Below are 15,103 nucleotides of genomic sequence, written 5' to 3'. Positions count from 1 at the left end.
GGCTCCGCCAGTTGACGGACACCGTCAACCGACGCGGTCGTCGGCCGTCCGGCCAGGGATGATGTGGGGATGACGCTGAGGATCGACATCGGCGGCCTGCCGTCCGGGCGGCTGCGGTTCGCCGCCTCCCCGCTGGCCGAGCTGACCGCGATGCTGCACGTGCTGGCCGAACCGGGGCATCACCCGCAGCTCGCCGGCTGGGCCGGGGACGTCTGGGCCGGGCTGCGGCCGGAGCTGGCCGAGCGGCTCAGGGAGGCGGAGTTCCTCTGGCGTTCCTCACGAGCCGACTTCCTGGTCCCCGCGCGTCCCCGGCCGACCCTCGCCGAGGAGCTGGACGACGTCGACCGGATCGACGACGAGACCTACGTGACCGCCGCGCTCATCACCACGTGCGGCAGCAACCGGGTGCACTTCGCCGCGCCGTCGCCGCTCACCGACGCGACGGCGCGCGAGCGGGCGCTGGACCTGGCCCAGGCCCGCGGCGCGCTCCAGGAGGCCTTCGCCGAACGGCTGCTCGCGGACCCGGCCGCCGTGCGGGCGCGGGTGCGCGACACCCTCGAACAGTGCGCCGAGGCGTTCTTCGACGCCGCCTGGACGGGCGTCGCCGCACAACTCGCCACCGACCTGCGCCTGAAGAACGACCTGCTGAAGCGCCAGGGCCTCGGGGCGGCGCTCGCGTCCGTCTCCGGCGCCGTCACCCTGGCGCCGGACGGCACCCGCATCGTCGTGGACAAGCTGCAGGACAACGCCACCACCGCCAACGGCACGGGGGTCACCTTCCTCCCCAGCGTCTTCGGCCGCCCGCACCTGGTGGTGGTGCACGCGCCCGGATGGCAGCCGGTGGTGCAGTACCCCGTGGCCGAGGCGGGGCCGTCGGAGCCGGTGTCGCTGGAGACGGTCACGCTGCGGCTGGAGGCGCTGGCGCATCCGGTGCGGCTGCGGCTGCTGCGCACCCTGGCCCGCGGCCCGCACACCACCGGCGAGCTGGCCCACGCCTGGGAACTCTCACCTCCGGAGGTCTCCCGCCACCTCGCCGTCCTGCGCCGCGCGGGCCTGCTCACAACCCGGCGGCACGGCCGTTACGTCCGTTACACCGTCAATGTCCCCGACCTGACGGCGTTGGGCGCCGACCTGCTGACGGCCGTACTGCGCTGAGCGGCTTCGGCTGTCAGGGCTGAGGACGTTCGAGCCGATCCTTTCGTGGAGATCCTCTCGTGGAGGTCAGATGCGCGCAGGCGTCGTGGTCGCCGCCCAGCCCGGTGTGGAGGATCTCGCCGTGCGGGCCGAGGAGCTGGGCCTGCACAGTTTCTGGGTGAACGACAGCCCGATGCTCCACGGGGACCCCTTCGTCGCCCTGGGTCTGTGCGCGAAGGCCACCAGCCGCATCAGGCTGGGCGTCGGCGTGACCTCACCGGCGCTGCGCTCGGCCCCGGCCGCCGCGAGCGGGCTGGCCAGCCTCAACGCCCTGGCGCCGGGCCGGATCATCTGCGGGGTCGGCACCGGGAACACCGCCCGGCGCACGCTGGGCATGCGGCCGGCCTCGGTGGCGACGATGGAGGACTTCACCGCCGCGCTGCAGGACCTGTGTGCCGGGCGGAGCGTCGAGTACCGCGAGGGCGACCGGGCCCGCGACGTCCGGTTCCTGCACGCCGGGGCGCACGTGCACACGGACGACCCGATCGAGTTCGTCGTGGCCGCGCTTGCCGGGCCGAAGGCCGCCGCCGTCGCCGGCCGCCGCGGCACCGGCCTGATCTCCTTCGGCCTGCTCGACCCCACCGCCTGGCGCGCCCTGCACGACGCCCGCCGCCACGCCGCCCACGGCGCACCCCGCGACCCCGCCTCCTACGTGGTCACCGCACTGCACGTACTGGACGAGGACGAGGATCCCCGCGGCGACGCGGCCAGGGACGCGACCGGCCACCTCGTCCTGTCACTGCTGACCTTCGCCGCCGACACGGCGGCCGACACGGACGCCTTCGCCGGGCGTCTGGACCCCGGGGAACGCGAGGCCGTGCGGCGACTTCTCGACCGGCGCGGCACCACCGCCACCGCGCCCGACCGGCACACCAAGCTCTACCCCGGCTACCTCGGACGCATCGCGCCGGAGGATCGCGACCTGATCCTGCCCTCGCTGATGAACACCCTGGCCCTGGTCGGCACCCGCGACGACCTCCGCGCCCGCATCGCCAGCCTCGAACGGGCCGGCGTCGACGAACTGCTCATCCAACCGGTGATCGACCCACCCACCGAGATGGCCCGCCTGGCCGAACTCCTCACCTGACAGAACCGCACCATGCCTGCCGCCCGCACGTCGTCACCGTCTTGTGCGGCGACGACTAATGCGGTGGACTCGCTTGATCACGACAAACCGCGGGTGTGTGCCGGCGGCGGGCCAGATCCGAGAAGGGACACGCAAGAATGAAGTTATCGCGGAGCGGCCAGAAGATGTCTGACATGTCGGGCCTGCGGAGCATCATGGAGGACGTCGCGACCTCCACCGCCTCGGGCGCGTCCGACTGGCTGAACCTGAGCATCGGCAACCCCGCCCAGATCAAAGAGGTCATCGACGCCTGGAGGGACCTGACCGCGACCGTCGTGGCAGAGGACTTCGCCGCGACCAGCAGCCGCTACGGGCCCTCGCGCGGCATGCCCACCCTGGTCGAGGAGATCGTCACCTCCTTCAACGCCCGGTACGGCTGGGGCATCACGGCCGACAACGTCGTGGTGGGACCGGGCAGCCAGATGCTCTTCTTCATCGCCACCGCGCTGTTCTCCGGCCAGACCGCCGACGGCTCGTTCCAGCGCGTGGTCCTGCCCATGACCCCCGACTACGCCGGCTACCTGGGCCTGTCCACGGACCCCGACGGCGTGACCGGCATCGTCCCCGAGATCGAGCTGTCCGGCGACAGGTCCTTCCGCTACGCCTTCGACTTCGAGGCGGTGGAGCGATGCCCCGAGGTCGGCATGCTCCTGCTGTCCAGCCCCAGCAACCCGACCGGCCGCAGCATCGACGGCGACGAGCTCGCCCGGCTGGTCGGCCTGGCCCGGCGCCACGACGTGCCGCTGATCGTCGACCACGCCTACGGCGCCCCCTTCCCCCGCGTCGCCGCCTCCCGGGTGGCGCCGCAGTGGGACGACCACCTGATCAACTGCTTCACCCTGTCCAAGGCGGGCATGCCCGCCGAACGCGTCGGGTTCGCGATCGGGCCGTCCCGGTACATCCGCGCGATGGTGTCGTTCATGGCCAACTCCGTCCTGCACGCGCCGCAGCTCATGCAGCGGGTGGCGGCCAGGGCGCTGTCCTCGGGGCTGCTGGACCGGCTCGCCGCCACGGTGATCAACCCGTTCTACCGAGCCCGCCGCCTGTACGCCGAGCGCCTGCTGGCCGACCTCCTGCCCGAGTCCGTCACCTGGCGGCTGCACGCCGGAGAGGGCGGCATGTTCTGCTGGTTGTGGATCGATCACGACTGGTTCGACGACATGGCCCTGTACCGGCTGATGAAGACCAAGAAGGTCTTCGTCGTTCCCGGCCGCCACTTCTTCGCGACCCCGGCGTCGGACGCCACGGCCGCGTCCCACGCCAGGCGGTGCTTCCGGATCAGCCTCACCGCCGACGAACACGTGATCGCCGAGGGCGTCGGAAGGATCGCCGAAGGCCTCCTGGAGCTGCGCCGCGGCTCCTGAAGGCCCGCGCCGCCCGGACCTGCCGCCTCCCATGAGCCCAGGCCCGGCGCGGCCCCGCCGCCGTCACGCCGCTACGGCAAGGCGGGCACGGCCGGCGGGTTGTTGGTCCAGCCGGTCTCGATCATGGTGTCGGTCGTGGCCTCGTTGAGGGACAGCTTGCCGCTGATCGCGGTCGTCCGGGTCTTGGACAGCAGAAGCATCGTGCCGGTGTCCACGATCAGGCCGGTCTGCTCCTTGATCGTCAGTCCGTTCTTCTGCACGACCTTCGGGTGGTCGATCGACAGCGCCGCGCCGGCTCTGTCCATGCCGTCCTTGGACTGTCCCTGCGCACGGACGGCGGGCATCGTCAGCAGGACCTGGTAGGCCGCGGCACGGACGTTCTTGGGCGCCGGAAGCTGATGGAGCATCTCCGGCAGCACCCCGGTGACGAACTGGTCCATGTCGTTCTGCTTGACCCGTGAGACCCGCGCGGCCTCGGAGAGCCAGGACTTCAAGCCGTTCGGGTCCGCGGGCAGTCGCTGGACCTCGTCGTACGTCAGCCACTGCCCGGCCAGGAAGAACTTGTCGTTCTTGCTGCGTACGGGCCCGACGTGCCCCTTGTCCGGCTCGGTCGACAGCTTCACGACCTGGCCGTCGGCCGTGCGGGTCCACTTGGCCGGCGAACCGTCGCGACGCCACGCCTTCCGGTCCGCCGCGCTCTTCGGGTACGCCCCCGCGTTCCGGTATCCGAGCCACGCCTTGCCGTCGGGCGCCGTCCATTCCTCAGTGAGCGCCTGCTCCACCACCCAGTAGCGATTCGCGCCGCTGCCCATCTGGCGGGGACCGGTGCGCTGGGTCAGCACCCGCGTGTGCCAGTAGGCGCCTTCCGCCGGAGCCGACGCGGCGGCCGCGAGCTGTGTCTGCGATGCCTCCGCCACGCTCGGCAGGCCCAGCAGGGCGGCGACGCCCACGGCGGCCAGGCCGGTGCCGACGGCGATCAGCGGCCGGACCCGTGCGGTCGCGAGCTTCATGTCTTTCCTCCAGAGGTCGGGAAGTGCTGTCCCCACCCCATACGCGTGAGCGCCGCACAAGGTTGCCTGCGACACCCGCGCCGGATTCCGGTCGGATTCGACCGGGCCCTCAGTTCTCGGGGTCGCGCAGGCCGACGCAGTCGAAGGCCCAGAAGGGCTCTGAGTAGACGAATGTGCCCGTCATCCACGGCTCGTGCGCGGACAACCGGGCGACCTGGAACGCGGCTTCAGGGATGCGCAGCGACGGCGAACGGAAGCCCGCTGCGCAGGCACCCTCGAAGCCGCGCGTGCCGTAGTAGCGCGGCGAACCCTCCAGGAACACCAACGGCACCCCCTGGCTGTCGGCCGCGTCGAGGGCGTACGCGATGAGCCGAGTGCCGATCCCCTGACGCTGGAACTCCGGGACCACGCCCAGCGGTGACAGGGACAGGACGTCCACGATCCGGCGTGGAGCGTCCAACCGGGTCGCGCTGAGCAGGACATGCCCGACAACCCGGTCGTCAACGGTGGCGACGAAGGACATCGGCGCCAGCGCGGCCTCCGCCACGCGAAGGGCCTCCACGAGCCCGGGAACCCGCTCGCCGTCACCGAAGGCGCGCGTATGAACCTCCCGCACATCCTGGTGATCGTCGGCGGTCTCTCGCCGGATCACCAGCCCGGCATCATCGGAAGCGATCGGGAAGCCTTCGGACGCATCGCATGACGTCATGGCCGCGACGGTAGGGCACCGTACGGCTCCTGCGCGAGGCAATTACGCCCCAGGTCGTCACTGCCGGGCCAGCCCGGCCCGACCAGCACATTCACCCTACTTGGCGAGGCCGAGCCCGCGGACCAGCACGGTGGCCGCCTTGGCGATCACGCTGTTGTCCATGGTCGCGGCCGGGTCCGTGCGATTGGTGTAGATCGCGATGATCACCGGCGCGCCGGAGGGCGGCCAGGCGACGGCGATGTCGTTGCCCGGCGCGTACGCGCCGATGCCGCCCCCGGTCTTGTCGCCGACGATCCAGTCCCGCGGCACCCCGGCCCGGATGCGCTCGGCGCCGGTGACGCTGGCCCGCAGCCAGTCGTTCAGCCGCTGCCGGTCCTCGGGGACGAGCGCGCCGCCCAGGCTGAGCTTCTGCAGGTTGCGGGCCATGAACGCGGGCTTGACGGTGTCGCGCTTCTCGCCCGGCTTCCAGTCGTTGAGCTCCGGCTCCCAGCGGTCGAGCCGCCCGATCGGGTCCCCGAGCGAGCGGTAGTAGCGGGTCAGCCCCGCGGGTCCGCCGATCTGCTTGAGGAGCACGTTCGCCGCAGTGTTGTCGCTGGCGGTGACGGCCGCGTGGCACAGCCGGTCCGCGGTCATGCCGTTCTTGACGTTCTCCGGCAGTCCGCTGATCGGCGAGTTCGCGACCACGTCCTTGGCCGTCCAGCGCAGCGTGCGGTCCAGCAGGCCGGGATCGGTCGTGCGGGCCTTGTTCAGGATGGCGCCGCACAGGATGGCCTTGAAGGTGGAGGCGCCGGCGAATCGTTCGCCGCCCCGGTAGGAGACGGTCTTCCCGGTGCCGGTGCCGGTGTCGATCGCGTAGGCCCCGATGCGTCCCTGGTAGGAGTCCTCCAGCGCGCGCAGTTGCCTCCTGACGCCGGCCGTGCCGCTCTCCGGCTGCGCGGCGGCGACGGCGGACGCCGAGCGCGTGTCGGCCCCTGCCGAGCCCGCCAGTCCGGCGACGGCCGCCATCGCCGTGGAGGTCGCCAGCACGGAGGCGCCGAGCCTGGTACGCAGCCCTCCGTAAGGAACGTCTCTCATCCCGACTCCCCGATCTCGATCCGGATCTTCCTGAGCGCGACCAGGAGACCAGAGGCGACAGCGGGACGTCCAATAGCGGTATGAGACCCCGAATCATAAAGATCCGGATATCTGCCCAGGTAATCGCTTCGCGCACCTCGACGCTCAGGCGACGATCGCGGCCAACTCCGCCCGCGACGAGATCCCCAGCTTCGGGAAGGCCTTGTAGAGGTGGTAGCCGACGGTGCGCGGGCTGAGGTACAGCTGGGCCGCGATGTCACGGTTGGACGCGCCCGTGGCCGCCAGCCGTACCACCTGCCTCTCCTGCGCCGTGAGGACGCTGAGCGGGTCGTCCGGCCGGCGCGGGGCCGCGGGCACGTCGCCGGTGGCGCGCAGCTCCGCGCGGGCCCGCTCGGCCCAGAGCGCCATGCCGAGCCGGTCGAAGGTCTCCAGCGCGGCGCGCAACTGGGCGCGGGCGGCGGCGCGCCTGCGCGCCCGCCGCAGCCACTCGCCGTAGAGCAGCCGCGTGCGGGCCTGCTCGTGCGGCTGCTCGCCCTGTTCGTGCGCCCGGACGGCCTGCTCGTACAGATCCTCGTCGTCCTCGACGAGGGCACGGCAGCGCAGCGCGATCGCATCGGCGGACGGCACGCCGACGCCGGCCGCCCAGTCCAGGTAGTACGCCAGCGGCTCGCCCGCCAGCTCCGGCTCCTTCGCCCTGACCGCGGCCTCGATCCGGTCAGGGGCGGAGCAGACGGACACCGGCGCGTTGGCGGGCGAGATCCTCTCCAGCATCCTCAGCGACGCCTCCGGACGGCCCAGCGCCAGCTCCAGCCGCCCGAGCCCGGCCAGGGCCATCGCCTCGGCCGTACGGAGCCCGCGCGCTCTGGCCTGTTCCAGCGCGGTCGTGGCCGCCGTCCGGCAACCGAGCTCGTCGCCCAGTTCGCCGCGCGTCACCGCGAGCAGCGCGGCGAGCACCGCAGCTCCGTTCCGCTGCCCCAGGTCGCCGACCACCGCGATGCTCTCCTCCAGCCTGGACGCCGCCTCGCGATACCTGCCGAGCAACATCTGCGCCTCCGTCCGGATCTCCACCGCGACGGTCAGCCAGCCGCCCATGTCGTGGGCCCTGCACTCGGCCTCGACGCGCGCCGCCATGGCCTCGGCCAGGCCGTAGCGCCCGATCGGCGCACACAGCTGGGCCACGAAGGTCAGCCCCGGCACCTGAAGCCCGGACAGATCGGGAGCGAGCACCAGCCCCCGCATGAGCGGGACGGCGTCCGACAACTCGCCGTTGGCCAGCGCGGACAGCCCGAGCGCGCCGCCCACCAGCGGAGACCCCACCTCGGGCAGCGCCCTGAGCAGCTTCGCCGCCTGCGCCGCCAGGCCCGGGTCACCGGCGTACCACGCGCACCGCATCGCCTCCACGAGCAGGTAGGCCGCCCGTTCCGCATCAAGCGGGGCGACCCGCTCCGCGCCGGCGATGATGAGGTCACCGGCCGTGGCGGGGCTGCCCTGCTCGAACTCCCGATGGGCGCGCACCTGGATCAGATGGGCGAGGGCCAGCGGGTTCCTGATCTCCTCACTGGCCCGGCCGGCCAGCGCGCCCGCGCGGGCCAGTTGTCCCGCGTCGCTGGCCGCCACGGCCGCGGCGGCCAGCCGTACCGACCGCCTGGCGGTGTCGGGGGTGAGCTCGGCGGCCCGTTCGTAGGCCGCGGCCATGGCCGCATAGCCCGAGCGCGTGCGCGCCCGCTCCGCGGCCGACTCCAGCTCGCCCGCCACGTCCTCGTCGGGCGTGGTCGTCGCCGCGGCCAGATGCCAGGCCCGGCGGTCGGCGTGCTCGCCGCCGTCGAGCACCTCGGCGAGCGCGCGATGCACGGCCAGCCGGGACGTCAACGGCGCGTTCCGGTAGGCGGCGGCCCTGATGAGCGGGTGCCTGAAGGTCACGGTGGCCCCGTTCACCGCGACCAGCTTGGCCTGCTCCGCCGCCTCCAGGTCCGCCAGCCGGGCGGAGAAGGACTGCGCGGCGCGCAGCACGATCCCGAGGTCGCCCGTGTCGTCGGCGGCGAGCACCGCGAGCAGCGTCTGCGCCGTGCCGGGCAGCGCCCTGATCTGCTGCCGGAACGCCTCCTGCACCCGTCCGGCGACGGGGATCGCGGTGAACGGGTTCGGCTGCCCGGCCTGCTGCTCCGCGGTGAACGCGGACGGCAGTTCGAGGAGCGCGAGCGGATTGCCGCCCGCCTCCGCCAGGACGCGGTCACGCACCTTCGGGGCCAGATCCCCGGCCGACTCGGTCAGCAGCGCGACGGCCGCCTCACGGTCCACGCCGTCCAGCCACAACTCGGGCAGCCCTTGCGGGTCGAACTCCTCCCGGCCCGCGAACACCAGCGCGACGCCCTCCGCGTCCAGCCGCCGCGCCACGAACACCAGGGCGTCGGCGGAAGCCCGGTCGAACCACTGCGCGTCGTCGACCAGGCAGAGCAGCGGCCCGTCGCCGGCGATCTCGGCCAGCAGGCTGAGCAGGGCGAGCCCGACGAGGAACCGGTTCACCGGAGCGGTCGCGCCCATCCCCAGCGCGCCGCGCAGCGCCGCCGCCTGCGGTTCGGGCAGCGCGTCGATCCGGTCGAGCTCGGAGCGCAGGAGCAGGTGCAGGGCGGCGTACGGCAGCTCCGCCTCTGACTCGATGCCGACCCCGTGCAGCACCCGAACCCCCGCGGCGCGCTCGGCCAGGTGGCTGAGCAAGGCGGACTTCCCGATGCCCGGCTGCCCGCGCACCACCAGCACGCCACTGCGTCCGGACCGGGCGTCCGTCAGCAGCCGGTCCACCTGCGCCTGCTCCGCAGCCCGCCCAAACAACATGGCCGAAAATCTAGCGGAACGGACATTTGCCCCTTCCGGGTGGGAGTGGTGAGCAATGACCGTGACCTGGCACTACCGTCACGATGACGGATTCGGCGCGCCACCGGCCTGCAGTTCGCCGGCCTCCGCGGGGCCTGAGTCGCGCCTCTGTCTCGACGTACCGGCCTCGGCTGCGGGGATGATGGGATCGGTGCCATGCCCACAGTGATCACTGGCCTCGACCGGTGCATGCAGGCGGGGTCCCTGCTGGCGGCGGTATCGGCGATGACCGAGTTCGGCTCGGCGCTGCACGTCCTGCGCGACCCTGCTCACCACGGCCTGGAGGACTGGGCGGCGGAGATCTTCGCGGCGATGAGCCCTGACCTGGCGGCCTGGACCCGATCGTGGTGGTGGACGGCGCAGGCCATCAGAGCGACGCCGTTCGTCACCCCCGAGCCCCCGGCGGAGAGCTTCGACGACCGGCTCGAACAGCTGCGTGCCATGCCCGCCCAGGAGCTGGCAGGTCAGTTGCTGCGGCCGATCGCTCCCTCGGGCGACCGGCAGGTCGCGCTCCGATGGTCGCGCGCGCGAGATCCGGCGGTGGCGGCCCGCGTCGAAGCGCTCGTCAGGCGTCCGCAGGACGCGGCCGCGGATTTCCTCTCGTTCCTGCGTCGCAGCCGGCAGGAGTGGTTCGAGGCCGAGTGGACCCGGATCCGGCCGGTGCTGGCCGGGCGGGCGCGACGCTTCGCCGACCTGGCCTCCCGGCAAGGGCCCGGGCCCGCGCTCGCCGCTCTCGACCCCGCGATGGAGCTCGCACCGGCCGGGGTGGCCGTCCGCATCGCCAAGATCCAGGCCGCCCGTCATGACGTGTCCCGGCGCGGGCTGGTCGTCGTGCCCAGCACCTTCATCCGTCCCCACCTGTACGTGGCCGACGTTCCCGGCCGGCCGCTCCTTCTCCTCCATCCCGTCGACGCCGGCCTCCCCGTGCCCTCCGCCACCGTGGTGCGGCGACGGCTGGAGGCCCTCGCCCACCAGGGCCGCCTGGAGGTCGCCCGGGCGATCGCCACCGAACCGCGGACGGCCGGCGAGATCGCGATGTTGTGGAACGTCGACCCGACCCAGGTGAACCGGCACCTGCGCGCCCTGGCCGCGGCGGGACTGGCGACCACGGCCCGTCAGGGACGGTTCGTGCGGTACCGGCTCGCCGCCGACGTCCTGGAGGAGCTCGGCAAGGACGTGCTGTCGCTGCTGCTGCGCTGAGCACGATTGATCGCATTCGTCAGTCCGCTGGCCGGACGGCCGCGGTGGTGCTGAAGTCCCTCCCAACCACTTCATCCAGGGAGAACCACCATGACGATCCTGTCTCCGGAAGAGGCGATCGGCCGCCTGCGTGCCGATCGGGACATCCTCCTCGCTCGCGTCACCGGACTCACCGAGCAGCAGCTCGACGCCGACCATCTGGTGGATTCCGGCCCGCTCGGCGACTTCTGCCGTTCCTTGCACGACCTCATCGCGCACGTCCTGATGTGGGACGAGATCAACCTGGCGGTGCTGACGGAAGCCGCCGCCGGCCGGCCGCACTGGAGCCTCGACCCACGCTGGGAGGACCCCGCCGTCGGGCAGGCGCTGAACATCGGCGGCGTGGAGGCGGGCCGGCACCTCCCGGCCCCGCTGCTCCTGCACCGGTTCGGGGCGGTGCATGACGCGATCCTGACGGACCTGAGCCGGTACGGCGAGGAGTCCTGGGACGTGCCCGGGCTCGGCGCGGTGGTACAGAGGGCGTGGACCGTGCCCGGGAACCCGGCGTACTGGCACGCCGCCATCCACCTCGGCCGGCTGCCGTCCACCCCGCCTGCCGCTTCCCGCAGGTCAGGGCGCGCGGCGGCGGAGCGGTGGTGAGCTGGCCGCGGCGGCCTTCACTGAGCGCCCGCGACGGGCGTGCACGGCTTCACGGGGGTGCCCGCCTCGGCCAGCCAGGCGCCGAGCTGCCAGGGCGCCTCCGGGTTCCCGTTGTCGCGGAACTCCACCACGAGCGTCTCGTCCGGTTTGATGTACTGCGGGAAGATCTGGATCGTCCGGACGGACTTCACCCGGGTCGCCTTGTACGATCGCGACTCTTCCACCAGCGAACGCAGCTCGCTCGCGTCGGAGGCGGGTTCCCCGCCGTAGGCGCGGTCCACGCCGGTGAATCGCGGGCCCGCGCACCGCGTGGCCGGAGCCAGGAAGGTCACATCGGCCTTGATGCCCACCGCGTCGAGCTTGGCCTCCAGGCCGGCGGGATCACGCAACTCGTTGACGGTGACCTCGACCGTGCCGTCCGGGCCTCTGGTCACCGCGTGGGCGGCGGTCCCGGTTCCGGCGATCAACGGTGTGATGGTGATCGCCGCCGCGACTCCGGCCGCGACCAGCAGTCGAGGGCCGGTGACGGCGCGTCGCCGGGGGCGCATCCCGCGGAGCAGTCGCTGCCGTGCTCCGGCGAGTTCGTCCGGGGTGGCGGGGGGAACGGTCTGCCACATGGCTTTCAGGGCGTCCATTGGCGTTCTCCTTCGTTGCTCAGGGCTTGCCGGATCTGAAGACGGGCCCGGTTGAGTCGCGAGGCGACGGTTCCCGGCGGGATGGCCAGCGCGTCGGCCACCTCCTGGTAGCTCAGTTCGGCCCAGGCGACGAGCAGCAGCACGTCGCGATCGGCCGGCGCGAGCTCCATCAGGGCCAGCGCCAGCGGGCGGTTGACGGCCAGGGTGTTGACCTCGTCCTCGACCCGAGAGCCGGACAGCTCCGCCGGATGCACGCCGCTGCGCACGTACGCGCGGTAGAGGCTCATCTCGGTACGCCGCCGACGGCCGATCAGGTTGGAGGCGATGCCGTACAGCCACGGTCGGGCATCGGGACGATTCCTGTCGTAGCCAGCGCGGTGCTGGAAGGCGGCCAGAAAGGTGTCGGCCACCACGTCCTCCGCCTCGCTGGGGCCCAGGCGTCTGGTCACGTAACGGTGCAGGAGCGGCGCGTGCCGGTCGAACAACGTGGCGAAGATCTCGGGTTCGTTCAGCGATCTCTCGATGAGGAGCGCGTCGTCGACCTCGACTGCTTCGCGAGGGATTGTCATGCATACCGACCTTTCCTGGCGTATGCGGTCACCTGTACTTACCGCGCCAGCCCGAAATCCTTCACGGGGGAACGCGGGCAGTACGGGCGCAAAGTGGTCCGGCGAAGAGTCCGGGGGCCAGGCACTTCCGGAGCATGTGCCGAACGTCCGACGCATACCCGGTGACCAGCGAAAACGCCGATACAAGCCGGGGCGTGGCGGATGGGCAGGTACGACTGCTAGCGATCTCGGCCAACCGCCGGCGGACGCCTGCGCCACGTCGCGGACGGTGACGGGGGAGGAGCGCCCCTCCTCGTCCTCGGTGATGACGACCCGGGCGGCGATGTCGCACAGACCAAGGCCCTGCGCGCGCAGGCACAGGCCCATGGGCAACATGTTCACGTCGGTGACGTCAGCAGGGTCTGTGGTGGTGGCGGCGATGGTGACGTCAGCAGGTTCAGTGGCGGCGACGGCGGCGGTGGTGGGCCGCAGTCGGCTCGTTGGCGAACGGGCGAACGGGCGAACGGGCGAACGGGCGAACGGGCGAACGGGCGAGATCGCGTCGCTCGGTCCAGCGAAGGTCACCGTCACAGGCCGCGACGTGCGACTGTGCGCCTCCCCGAGGGGACGGGGCTCCGTCTGGACGTTCAAGGTGGGGCAGGCGCGCGTGTGCCGACTTCTCCCCGCCCTCTCAACTCGGCGTTCTCCAGTTCCCGTACGCCGGGAGGTCGGAGCGGGGTACGACGAGGCCGCTCTCGTAGGCGAAGACGATCGCCTGGGCGCGGTCGCGGAGATCGAGCTTGGCCAGGATGCGGCCGATGTGCGTCTTGACCGTCTGCTCGGCGACGATCAGGGCCGCGGCGATCTCGGCGTTGGACAGGCCGCGGGCCACGTGCACAAGCACCTCGGACTCCCGCTCGGTCAGCGACTGCACCCGGGGTGCGGCGTCAGGCAACGCGGGCCGGCACCGGGCGATCTCCTCGATGAGACGCCGGGTCACCGAGGGGGCGAGCAGGGCGTCGCCGGCCGCCACCACCCGCACGGCCGAGACCAGGTCCGCGGGCGGCGCCTCCTTCAGCAGGAACCCGCTGGCGCCTGCGCGCAGCGCCTCGTAGACGTAGTCGTCCAGGTCGAAGGTGGTCAGCATCACCACACGCGGCTTGTACTGGCCGCCGGGCGGCGCCAGGAGCAGCCGGGCCGCCCGCAGGCCGTCCATGCCGGGCATGCGGACGTCCATGAGGACGACGTCGGGCCGCAGCCGCCTTGTCCGGTCCACCGCCTGCTCGCCGTCGGCCGCGTCACCGACGACTTCGATGTCCGGTTCGGCGGCCAGCAGGGCGCCGAAGCCCGCCCGGACCATTGCGTGGTCGTCGGCGACGAGCACCCGGATCGTCATGGGTGCTCCTTCCCGTGGCCGGCCTGCACCAGGGGTAACGTCAGCTCGACCCGGAACCCGCCCCGCGGCGTCGGCCCGGTCAGCAGGACGCCGCCCACCATGGCGGCCCGTTCTCGCATCCCGGCCAGCCCGTGACCGGTGCCCGCGGGCTCGGCGAGCGCGAGCCCCGCGCCCGCGGGCGGCGCGTTCTCGACCACGACCCGCAGCCCGGACCCGTTCCCGGTGACCGCCACGGCCGTGGCGGCGCCCGGCGCGTGCCGGATCACGTTGCTGAGCGCCTCCTGCACGATCCGGTAGACCGGCAGCTCCATGCCCGGGGGTATGTGCCTGGGCAGGCCACTCACCGTCAGCTCGACGGGTGTGCCGGCCCGCCTGGCGCTCTCCACCAGCACGCCCAGCTGGTCGAGGCCCGGCAGCGGGGCGCGCGGCGGCAGCGCGTCGTCGCTGCGCAGCACGCCCAGCAGACGCCGCATCTCGGCCAGTGACTGCCGGGCCGCCGCCCCGATGGAGTCGAACTCCCGCTCGGCGCCGGCGGGCACCCCGCCGAGCCTGCGCGCCGCGCTGGCGGCCTGTACGGCGATCACCGACATGTGGTGCGCCACCACGTCGTGCATCTCCCTGGCGATCCTGGTCCGTTCCTCCAGCAGCTCGCGCCGGGCCCGTTCGGCCGCGCTGACCTGTTCCTGCTCGGCGACCCGCGCCCGGGCCCGGCGGCGCCAGCGCACGTTGTCGCCGACGATCAACGGCACCGGCACGACGGCCGCCACGAGCTGCAGCGCCACGGCCCGGTCCGTGGACGACATGGGCACCAGTGACACGTCCGCCAGCGCGCCGAGGAGGGACAGCGCCCACACGGCCGCCAGCATCCATCGCGGCCGGTGCTGCGCCAGCACGAACAGCACGATCAGATAGGCGACCACGGGCATCGGCAGCCACGGCCACGGATTGTTCGCCGGCGGCGGCGCGACCAGCAGCGGCGTGACCAGCATCCCGGTGTAGAGCAGCAGCCAGGCGGTCACCGGCCGGCGCCGGCAGAACGTCACCGGAGCCGCGCAGGCCGCCGCGAGCGCCACCGTCAGCTCGACCGGAGCGTCGTAGACGGTGGCGAGCATCCCCACGTTCATGGCGAACATGAAGCAGGCGATCACCCAGGGCGCTCCGGCCCGCACCCTCGCGAACCGGAGCGCGGACGGGGCCGCCGGTCCGGCCGGGGCCGTGGTGAAGGCGCGCGACATGCCATCACCGTAGCCGCCGGCCTTCGCGGACGGATCAGCCTCAGAGCCGACTTCGGGCCTCCCACCTGGGTATGACGCGCCGGCCGGATGGCCAGAAGGTAT

13 protein-coding genes are annotated in these 15,103 nt (G+C 72.5%); 5 read left to right on the top strand and 8 right to left on the bottom strand.

Features of this window, described 5'->3' with window-relative positions:
- The first annotated feature begins 69 nt into the window (after positions 1-69).
- From AB0C33_RS40095 to AB0C33_RS40085, 3 genes are all read left to right on the top strand, one after another.
- The gene (locus AB0C33_RS40095) at positions 70-1,155 is read left to right on the top strand and encodes a helix-turn-helix domain-containing protein (RefSeq protein ID WP_358297900.1); all 1,086 of its coding nucleotides are present in this window, start codon (positions 70-72) and stop codon (positions 1,153-1,155) included.
- A gap of 70 nt (positions 1,156-1,225) precedes the next feature.
- On the top strand, positions 1,226-2,281 hold the full coding sequence (locus AB0C33_RS40090; protein WP_358297898.1) for an LLM class flavin-dependent oxidoreductase: 1,056 nt from the start codon (positions 1,226-1,228) through the stop codon (positions 2,279-2,281).
- 137 nt (positions 2,282-2,418) lie between these two features.
- Positions 2,419-3,684, top strand: a complete 1,266-nt coding sequence (locus AB0C33_RS40085) for a valine--pyruvate transaminase (RefSeq protein WP_358297896.1) — start codon at positions 2,419-2,421, stop codon at positions 3,682-3,684.
- A 71-nt stretch (positions 3,685-3,755) separates the two neighbouring features.
- Here AB0C33_RS40085 and AB0C33_RS40080 read toward each other — a convergent pair whose 3' ends face one another.
- The 4 genes from AB0C33_RS40080 to AB0C33_RS40065 form a co-directional block, all read right to left on the bottom strand.
- The gene (locus tag AB0C33_RS40080; protein WP_358297894.1) at positions 3,756-4,694 is read right to left on the bottom strand and encodes a hypothetical protein; all 939 of its coding nucleotides are present in this window, start codon (positions 4,692-4,694) and stop codon (positions 3,756-3,758) included.
- Positions 4,695-4,803: 109 nt separating this feature from the next.
- Positions 4,804-5,403: an N-acetyltransferase gene (locus AB0C33_RS40075; protein WP_358297892.1), complete on the bottom strand. Its 600-nt coding sequence runs from the start codon at positions 5,401-5,403 to the stop codon at positions 4,804-4,806.
- 96 nt (positions 5,404-5,499) lie between these two features.
- Positions 5,500-6,477 carry a class A beta-lactamase gene (bla, locus tag AB0C33_RS40070; protein WP_358297890.1) on the bottom strand — a complete coding sequence of 326 codons (978 nt, stop codon included), beginning with the start codon at positions 6,475-6,477 and terminating at the stop codon, positions 5,500-5,502.
- A gap of 144 nt (positions 6,478-6,621) precedes the next feature.
- Positions 6,622-9,309 carry an AAA family ATPase gene (locus tag AB0C33_RS40065; RefSeq protein WP_358297888.1) on the bottom strand — a complete coding sequence of 896 codons (2,688 nt, stop codon included), beginning with the start codon at positions 9,307-9,309 and terminating at the stop codon, positions 6,622-6,624.
- 195 nt (positions 9,310-9,504) lie between these two features.
- On the opposite strand from AB0C33_RS40065, the gene AB0C33_RS40060 reads away from it, so the two are divergent.
- Both AB0C33_RS40060 and AB0C33_RS40055 read left to right on the top strand, forming a co-directional pair.
- Positions 9,505-10,548 carry a DUF5937 family protein gene (locus AB0C33_RS40060; RefSeq protein ID WP_358297886.1) on the top strand — a complete coding sequence of 348 codons (1,044 nt, stop codon included), beginning with the start codon at positions 9,505-9,507 and terminating at the stop codon, positions 10,546-10,548.
- A gap of 90 nt (positions 10,549-10,638) precedes the next feature.
- The gene (locus tag AB0C33_RS40055; RefSeq protein WP_358297884.1) at positions 10,639-11,187 is read left to right on the top strand and encodes a hypothetical protein; all 549 of its coding nucleotides are present in this window, start codon (positions 10,639-10,641) and stop codon (positions 11,185-11,187) included.
- Positions 11,188-11,204: 17 nt separating this feature from the next.
- Here the strand turns inward: AB0C33_RS40055 and AB0C33_RS40050 are convergent, their stop codons facing one another.
- The 4 genes from AB0C33_RS40050 to AB0C33_RS40035 all read right to left on the bottom strand — a co-directional run bounded on the left by AB0C33_RS40050 (position 11,205) and on the right by AB0C33_RS40035 (position 15,001).
- Positions 11,205-11,822: a hypothetical protein gene (locus AB0C33_RS40050; protein ID WP_358297882.1), complete on the bottom strand. Its 618-nt coding sequence runs from the start codon at positions 11,820-11,822 to the stop codon at positions 11,205-11,207.
- Complete coding sequence (locus AB0C33_RS40045; protein ID WP_358297879.1) at positions 11,810-12,391, bottom strand: RNA polymerase sigma factor; 582 nt, start codon at positions 12,389-12,391, stop codon at positions 11,810-11,812. The genes AB0C33_RS40050 and AB0C33_RS40045 overlap by 13 nt, the downstream gene beginning before the upstream one ends.
- 670 nt (positions 12,392-13,061) lie before the next feature.
- A complete protein-coding gene (locus tag AB0C33_RS40040; protein WP_358297876.1) occupies positions 13,062-13,766 on the bottom strand; it encodes a response regulator transcription factor in 705 nt (234 codons plus the stop codon).
- Complete coding sequence (locus tag AB0C33_RS40035) at positions 13,763-15,001, bottom strand: sensor histidine kinase (protein WP_358297873.1); 1,239 nt, start codon at positions 14,999-15,001, stop codon at positions 13,763-13,765. The genes AB0C33_RS40040 and AB0C33_RS40035 overlap by 4 nt, the downstream gene beginning before the upstream one ends.
- Positions 15,002-15,103: the final 102 nt, after the last annotated feature.

Origin of the sequence: Nonomuraea sp. NPDC048881, from assembly GCF_040649795.1 — a bacterium.
Taxonomy (GTDB): domain Bacteria; phylum Actinomycetota; class Actinomycetes; order Streptosporangiales; family Streptosporangiaceae; genus Nonomuraea.
Note: the sequence above shows the minus strand (reverse complement) of the source record. Positions and strands in the feature narration are given on the sequence as shown.

Bases quoted from the DNA above. Each gene is read 5' to 3' on its own strand.
- AB0C33_RS40095 (WP_358297900.1), top strand. From the start codon at position 70: ATGACGCTGAGGATCGACATCGGCGGCCTGCCGTCCGGGCGGCTGCGG.
- AB0C33_RS40090 (WP_358297898.1), top strand. From the start codon at position 1,226: ATGCGCGCAGGCGTCGTGGTCGCCGCCCAGCCCGGTGTGGAGGATCTC.
- AB0C33_RS40085 (WP_358297896.1), top strand. From the start codon at position 2,419: ATGAAGTTATCGCGGAGCGGCCAGAAGATGTCTGACATGTCGGGCCTG.
- AB0C33_RS40080 (WP_358297894.1), bottom strand. From the start codon at position 4,694: ATGAAGCTCGCGACCGCACGGGTCCGGCCGCTGATCGCCGTCGGCACC.
- AB0C33_RS40075 (WP_358297892.1), bottom strand. From the start codon at position 5,403: ATGACGTCATGCGATGCGTCCGAAGGCTTCCCGATCGCTTCCGATGAT.
- bla (WP_358297890.1), bottom strand. From the start codon at position 6,477: ATGAGAGACGTTCCTTACGGAGGGCTGCGTACCAGGCTCGGCGCCTCC.
- AB0C33_RS40065 (WP_358297888.1), bottom strand. From the start codon at position 9,309: ATGTTGTTTGGGCGGGCTGCGGAGCAGGCGCAGGTGGACCGGCTGCTG.
- AB0C33_RS40060 (WP_358297886.1), top strand. From the start codon at position 9,505: ATGCCCACAGTGATCACTGGCCTCGACCGGTGCATGCAGGCGGGGTCC.
- AB0C33_RS40055 (WP_358297884.1), top strand. From the start codon at position 10,639: ATGACGATCCTGTCTCCGGAAGAGGCGATCGGCCGCCTGCGTGCCGAT.
- AB0C33_RS40050 (WP_358297882.1), bottom strand. From the start codon at position 11,822: ATGGACGCCCTGAAAGCCATGTGGCAGACCGTTCCCCCCGCCACCCCG.
- AB0C33_RS40045 (WP_358297879.1), bottom strand. From the start codon at position 12,391: ATGACAATCCCTCGCGAAGCAGTCGAGGTCGACGACGCGCTCCTCATC.
- AB0C33_RS40040 (WP_358297876.1), bottom strand. From the start codon at position 13,766: ATGACGATCCGGGTGCTCGTCGCCGACGACCACGCAATGGTCCGGGCG.
- AB0C33_RS40035 (WP_358297873.1), bottom strand. From the start codon at position 15,001: ATGTCGCGCGCCTTCACCACGGCCCCGGCCGGACCGGCGGCCCCGTCC.